This window comes from Arthrobacter sp. 05T420, assembly GCF_056396305.1.
Genome location: NZ_JBFTLG010000025.1, coordinates 53,527 through 60,193, shown reverse-complemented (window position 1 = coordinate 60,193; position 6,667 = coordinate 53,527). Strand labels below are relative to the sequence as shown.

At 59.8% G+C, this 6,667-nt stretch carries 3 protein-coding genes and 1 pseudogene; 3 read left to right on the top strand and 1 reads right to left on the bottom strand.

Translation table 11 applies throughout. The features are described from left to right. Positions 1 to 206 precede the first annotated feature (206 nt). Positions 207 to 789, bottom strand: a pseudogene (locus AC1DEM_RS20385) (histidine phosphatase family protein). A 366-nt stretch (positions 790 to 1,155) separates the two neighbouring features. On the opposite strand from AC1DEM_RS20385, the gene AC1DEM_RS20380 reads away from it, so the two are divergent. The 3 genes from AC1DEM_RS20380 (at position 1,156) to AC1DEM_RS20370 (ending at position 6,622) form a co-directional block, all read left to right on the top strand. After that, positions 1,156 to 1,974, top strand: a complete 819-nt coding sequence (locus tag AC1DEM_RS20380; RefSeq protein ID WP_476886100.1) for a hypothetical protein — start codon at positions 1,156 to 1,158, stop codon at positions 1,972 to 1,974. Between the two features lie 183 nt (positions 1,975 to 2,157). After that, positions 2,158 to 3,153, top strand: a complete 996-nt coding sequence (locus AC1DEM_RS20375) for a reverse transcriptase family protein (protein ID WP_167467966.1) — start codon at positions 2,158 to 2,160, stop codon at positions 3,151 to 3,153. A 349-nt stretch (positions 3,154 to 3,502) separates the two neighbouring features. After that, positions 3,503 to 6,622: a DEAD/DEAH box helicase gene (locus AC1DEM_RS20370; protein ID WP_476886102.1), complete on the top strand. Its 3,120-nt coding sequence runs from the start codon at positions 3,503 to 3,505 to the stop codon at positions 6,620 to 6,622. Positions 6,623 to 6,667 lie beyond the last annotated feature (45 nt).

The window sequence follows — 6,667 nt, the reverse complement described above, 5'->3', positions numbered from 1 at the left end:
GGAACCTCCAGACGTTCAAATGTGGCTCTACCAGTCCACACCCCGCACCAGATTGCGGAACAGACCGTGGACCGGCAACCCACGAACCTCTTTGAACCCGGGGTTCCAGTCCTACGTCAGGCGATCACCACACTTCATATCGTCTAGCCGGGAGGCGTTGAGGGTCGGCGTGCGCCGGGCGGCCCTGTTAATTTAGGCGGCGGCCCTTAGGCCACGGCGTCGGCGGTCAGCCGCTCGCCGTTGAGGTATTCGAGCTCCCAGCCGTCCACCGGATGGCGATGGACGAGGTTCAGCACGGCGTTGTCGATGCTCTGGATGGTGCGGCCAAGTGCGCGGCTCAGGCTCAGCCGGATGAGCGTGCCGTGCGCGATGACCAGGGCGCTGCGGTCGCTGAATTCCTCGGCCAGGGCTTCCAGCGCGCCCAGTCCGCGGTCCGCGGCGTCGTCTTCGCTTTCGGCGCCGCGGAACCGCCGGGGATGCGCAGGGCATCCAGCTCGGGACCGTCCTGCAAACCCTCGGCCGGGCCGAAGGAGCGCTCGGTGAGCTCCGGAACAAGCCGGGCCACGCTGAGCCCGAGCCCGGCCGCGATCAGCTCGGCGGTCTCCGCCGCAAGGCTCAGGGCGAGGAGACGACGAAGGCCCACTCGTAGCCGGCCAGGGCGGCGGCGGCGTCCTGCGCCTGGCCGCGGCCGACGTCGTTCAGCGGAATGTCGGTGGAACCCTGCAGCCGGCGCTGCGCGTTCCAGTTGGTCTGGCCATGGCGGATGAGCGCAAAAGTTGTCAGGGGCATTGTTCCATTGTGCCGTTGGTGGAGCCCGGGCCCGGAATCGTGTGCTTCACAGCGACGGCTGGTGGCCTATCGGTGCCCGCAATCCTCGCGATCAAGTCATCCTCAGCCGGCCGAGATCTTCAACGCTGAAGACGGTTGCCGCCGTAATGCCTATTGGTTACTTACAATGACCCGAATGTGTGCATCGCAACGTTGCCCCAGCAGCCGAAACCTGAAAGTCTCGACTTTTAGATGTGATCTCTGCAAGCCTTGTTGTCTTTTCGATCGATTTAAGAGCGAGGTGGTAGTAGATTATGAATCTGTTTAGAAGTGTCGGGATACGGCAAGTTGGCAGCGGGCAGCGCTTAGGTCTCTTGAGGAGTTGAAATGGCAGTCACGTTAAATTTGCCCCAAGTATATTCATTCGCAGATGAGTCAGAATACAAAATCCCCTGGAAAGAAGGGAAGGGCGACCGACGTATCAGGTACATCTATGCAGTGGGCGCGGTCGTGGTAGAGGGCGATGAATCACTCTCAGGTCTGCTCGAGAAGTTGAGTGATTTGCGGCAAGAGGCTATCCATGACCCTTCGATTAGAAACCATGAGGAGAGTGCCAGGTTGAAGTCGAGTGGATGGCATCTAACTGAAGATCAGATCTCGACGGCAGTTCCTCTATGGCAATTTATGGGGAGTTCAACCGGCTTTAAGTACCATTATCGTTTTGTCGAATCATTACAAAAGATAGATGGCGCCAAGCTTAGTCGAGTCTATGCTGTCTTGCATGCCACGATCGTGCGAGACCTAGTCCGGCGGTATCGATACAACCCGGCAATCGAATTTGCCTTCGAAGAATTTACAGACCTGAATTCCAAATTTAAGCGATTGGTAGAATTCTGTGCACAGCCCGTTGAGGAGTTGGAGGGGAAAATGCCCAGGACAAAAGTCGTTCGTAAGGGCGAATCGGATCTGTCGTCGGTGGCGGACTACATGATTCTTGGGATCTCTAGACTAATAGGTCAGAATGAGATCGAGTGTGAGAAATCAGTCGGCTGCGACGGACACTGTCGGACAAGTCTATTTGAGTGGTCCGGGCGTACTCTGGGCCATCTGGATTCCACCAACCTTCACTTCCGGAATTTTGAAAGTATACGCGGCAGCACGTCTTCTTTATACAGAACAAGGCTCCACACTGGAGTACTGTCGTGAATGCGGTTCTTGAGACCCGTTGCAGCTGAGAAAGTTCATGTGTGTGGACACTGTCCGATTCTTAGGTTAGTATCGGGCTTTGCGGCTCCCCGCGACGTAGATAAGTTGTCGATTCGGCACATTGTTCACTTTATTGTGTAGTCGCTACCGACCGGGGGGCCGCGCTTGACGTAACGGCATGGATTGGCGCTGACTTTGGTTCACGAAAAACTTCGATGGAACGACCTGAAGTGGAAGCTTCAAGTTGGGGGACGTTCCGCCCGTGGCATGTTGCCGGCCTCGGCCTCGCTGTCGGAATGGGATAATTGGGCGGGTGAAAATTCTCGACCTGTACGCTTCCGTGGCCGTGATGGCTGGCGCTCCGTAGGCCCCTTAGATTCTCTTCTAAAGCGAATGGCGGGCACCCTTCAATCGGAATATTCGGCCCCGGACTCCGTTTTCGGTTTCGTGCCTGGTCGGTCAACTTTTTCTGCAGCGCAGGTTCACATCGGCGCTGAGTCGGCGTTGACTGTTGACTTGAAGGACTTCTTTGGGCAGATAACAGAGCAGCGCGTGAGGGCGGGGTTGGGCCATGTGCTCGACGCTGAGGCGATGGATGTTTTTTTGGGGTGCTGCCTTCGCTCGTCTACTTTGCCGCTCGGATTCCGAACTAGTCCAGTGATTTCTAATTTGGTTTTCGCAGAAACAGACTACAAAATTGAAGAGCTGTGCGCTCGTCTCTCAGTAAAATATACCCGTTGGGTCGATGACCTTGTCTTTTCTGGCCCTTCCGTAGATGACGCCTTTCTCGCTGAAGTTCTTGATATTTTAACATCGTTCGGCTGGGTATGTAATGAAAAAAAGACTAGATTCATGTCCACGCGACGCTTCGTTCTTGGACTTAATATTGCTAAGGGACTGGATCGGCCCCATGTTCCCCGAGGAATAAAACGAGAACTGCGCAAGCAGGTTTATTATTTACGAAAGTTTGGTGTAGCTCATTTTTCCAACGATCGCGCGTGGCCGCTCCCAAGGATCTTGGGCATGATCGCTTATGTCAAGTCAGTAGACCCAAATCTTGCACTGCGCTTGGAGCAGCAGTTAGTTCAACTGCCCAAAGATCCGTTGTTGGCGGCCTATTCCAGCGCCGTTGGTGGCGGAAAATGGCAATTGGCTATGCTCAGTGATATTGGGATGTGATCCAATGCCACCCGTGCTAGGTTCCGGGTGGGGGCGAAGTACATTTGCACGACTGTTCCGAACCGCTGGCGGCAGGGAATCGGTGGATGCGTCACTAAGTTCAAGACCGCCATTATCCGAACCGCGAGGTCGGGACCGCTGGGCGGGGCCGGTGGGCGCTTCGATGCCGACGGATGTGATTCCAAAGCACTGCGAAAATACTCGGGAGATCGAGTGAGCGGTGAAACGAGGACCGCCTTCGCCATGACTTCCAAAACGGTCGCGGCAAGCGATGGGTCGTTGCATTTCAAACTACAGCAAATACCCTGGCACAGTGACTAATTTAATTGGGGGAGGGGCCGCGGAGCAACTGCCTGAGGGCTTGTATGAACTTCTCAACACGGGTGCGCTGGGCAATTTCCTCAGCAGCGGGTCAGAACTGCATCCGGTCTTCGCGGACATTGAAGACGAAGACTCCCCGGACATTCTCTCCCGCCACGTCGCAGACGCCGTCCGGCGGGCCCTGGCCGCAGCCAAGCCAACGGAACGTGTGGCCCTCGCGAACAAGCTCCTCCAGGAACTGAACACCGGAGACCTCATCGCACCCGGCCCCACCCAACTCCAGTCGCTTCATCGCGCGGACACCCTCAAACGCCGCAGCCTTCGCCGCCCAACCACCAAACTGAGCGACTCCGCCCTCCTGACCAACAGCAAGGATGATCCCAACCTCGCCGCGGAACTCAGGGCGGAGATCGAATCCGCCAACAGCGTGGACCTGCTCTGCGCCTTTGTCCGCTGGACCGGGCTGAGGCTCCTCGAACCCGCGCTGCAACAACTCAAGGAGCGCGGCGCCAGGCTCCGGGTTATCACCACAACCTACATGGGCGCCACGGAGCGCCGCGCCATCGACGAACTCGTCCACCGCTACGGCGCCAAGGTAAAGATCAACTACGAAACCCAAGCCACCCGCCTGCACGCCAAAGCCTGGCTCTTCCGCCGCAACTCCGGCTTCGACACCGCCTACGTAGGCAGCTCCAACCTCAGCCAGGCGGCCCTCCTGGACGGCCTCGAATGGAACGTCCGGCTCAGCTCTGTCGGCACGCCGGCACTTCTGAACAAGTTCGAGGTCACCTTCGACAGCTACTGGGAACAACGCGCCTTCCAGAGCTACGATCCGGAACGTGACGGCGAAAAGCTCGACGCCGCCCTGGAACGCAACGGCGGCCGGCGTACGGCTGTCCCCGGGGCAGCCACTGGTCTCGAGCTTCAGCCCTTCCTCCACCAGGAGGAGATGCTCGAAGACCTGGAAGCCGAACGGCTCAAGGGCTTCAGCCACAACCTTCTGGTCGCCGCGACCGGCACCGGTAAGACTGTCATTGCCGGCCTGGACTACAAGCGCCTCCGCGACGCAGCGGGCAACGACCTCAAGCTGCTCTTCGTCGCGCACCGCCAGGAAATCCTCAAGCAGGCCATGCGCACCTACAGAGACGTCATGCAGGACGGCGCCTTCGGCGAACTCTACGTCGGTGAGCACAAACCGCAGCAATGGAAGCACCTTTTCGCCTCGGTCCAGTCGCTCTCGTCTCTCGGAATCGACAAGCTGGAACCAGACTTCTTCGACGTCGTGGTCATCGATGAATTTCATCACGCCATGGCGCCCACCTACCGCAGGCTGCTGGACCACCTGAAGCCGCAGCAGCTCCTCGGGCTGACCGCGACGCCGGAACGCGGCGACGGCGTCGACGTCGCCCAGCAGTTCTTCGACGGCCGCACCGCCAGCGAGCTCCGGCTCTGGGACGCGTTGGACGCCGATCTGCTGGTGCCGTTCCACTACTTCGGCGTTTCGGACGACGTCGACCTCAGCCAGCTGGAATGGAAGCGCGGCAACTACGACACCGCGCAGCTGAACAACCTCTACACAGGCAATGATGCCCGCGCAGCGAAGGTGATCCGCGAACTCCGCGACAAGGTCACCAGTACTGAGCAGATGCGGGCCATCGGCTTCTGCGTCTCGGTCCAGCACGCCCACTACATGGCTGAGGTCTTCAACCGCGCCGGAATCGCCTCCGTCGCCGTCGACGGCAGCACCTACGACGCTGACCGAGCGGCGGCGCTGAAACGACTCGCCGCACGCGAGATCAACTGCATCTTCGCCGTCGACCTCTTCAACGAGGGCCTGGACCTGCCACAGGTGGACACCATCCTGATGCTCCGGCCCACACAGAGCGCCACGATCTTCCTCCAGCAGCTGGGACGCGGGCTGCGCCGCGCCGAGGGCAAGGCGGTGCTGACGGTCATGGACTTCATCGGCCAGCAGCGCCGCGAGTTCCGCTTCGACCTGCGCTACCGGGCACTGACCGGCTACGGGCGCAAGGAGCTGGAAAAGGCCGTCGAGGACGAGTTCCCGTACCTGCCGTCCGGTTCTCAGATCGTGCTGGACCGCGTGGCGCAAAAGGTCGTGCTGGACAACATCAAGGCGCAGCTGCGGTTCAGCCGAGCGCAGCTGGTCCGGGACATCGCCTCGTACGCGGAGACCCAGCTCGAGGCCTATCTGGAGCGGTCCGGGAACGACGTGAAGTCGATCTACCGTTCGACCAAGGATTCATGGACCGGCTACCTCCGCCAGGCTGGCCTGATCGAGGGATTCTCGCCGTTGGAGTCGGTCCTGAGCGGAAGGATCCAGGAACTCTCCGACGCTGACGAGAAAAGGCTCCTCGGCCGGATGGCCGCGCTGATCCACGTGGATGATCCGGAACGCGCCGCGGCGTACTCGATGCTCGTTGATGCCGACGCGCGCCGCTACGCGGAGCTCGGCATGCGCGAGCAGACGTTCGCCCGCATGCTCTTCTACACGCTCTGGGACGACGGCGGCGATTTTCAGTCGTACGACGCCGGCCTCGACTATCTGCGCGGCTACCAGTTTGTCTGCAACGAGATCCGCCAGATTGTGAAGCTCGGCGTGGCGGCCTCCAAGCATGCCGCCAAGGGCCTCGGAGCGGGCCTGCAACACGTCCCGCTGCTCTCGCACGCCACCTATCGGCGCGAGGAGATCCTTGCGGCCCTGCAGTACGGTTCACTGGAGCTTGGTAAGAACGTGCAGCACCGCGAGGGGGTAGCCTGGTGCCCGGTGACGTCCACGGACGCCTTCTTTGTCACGCTCAACAAGGACGACAAGAAGCACTCAGCAACCACGATGTACAAGGACTATGCGATCAGCCCCGAGCTGTTTCACTGGGAATCGCAGAACGCGACATCGCCGCGGAGCCCGACTGGCAGGCGGTACCTGGACCGGGCAGCGCACGGTTCGAACATCCTGATCTTTACGAGAGACACCTCAGAGGACGAGACCGGGCTGACTGTCCCCTACACGTGCCTTGGTCAGGTGGACTATGTGCAGCATGCGGGGGAGAAGCCGATCGCGATCACGTGGAAGCTGCACCGGCCGATGCCAGCGGATGTGTTTGCCACGGCTGCTGCGGTGGCTCAATAAAGCGCCTCGGCTCCGTGAGGGCCATTTTCGGATGCCGTTGGGTTC

Excerpts from the sequence above, each read along its gene's own strand:
- AC1DEM_RS20380 (WP_476886100.1), top strand. The coding sequence starts at position 1,156 with ATGGCAGTCACGTTAAATTTGCCCCAAGTATATTCATTCGCAGATGAG.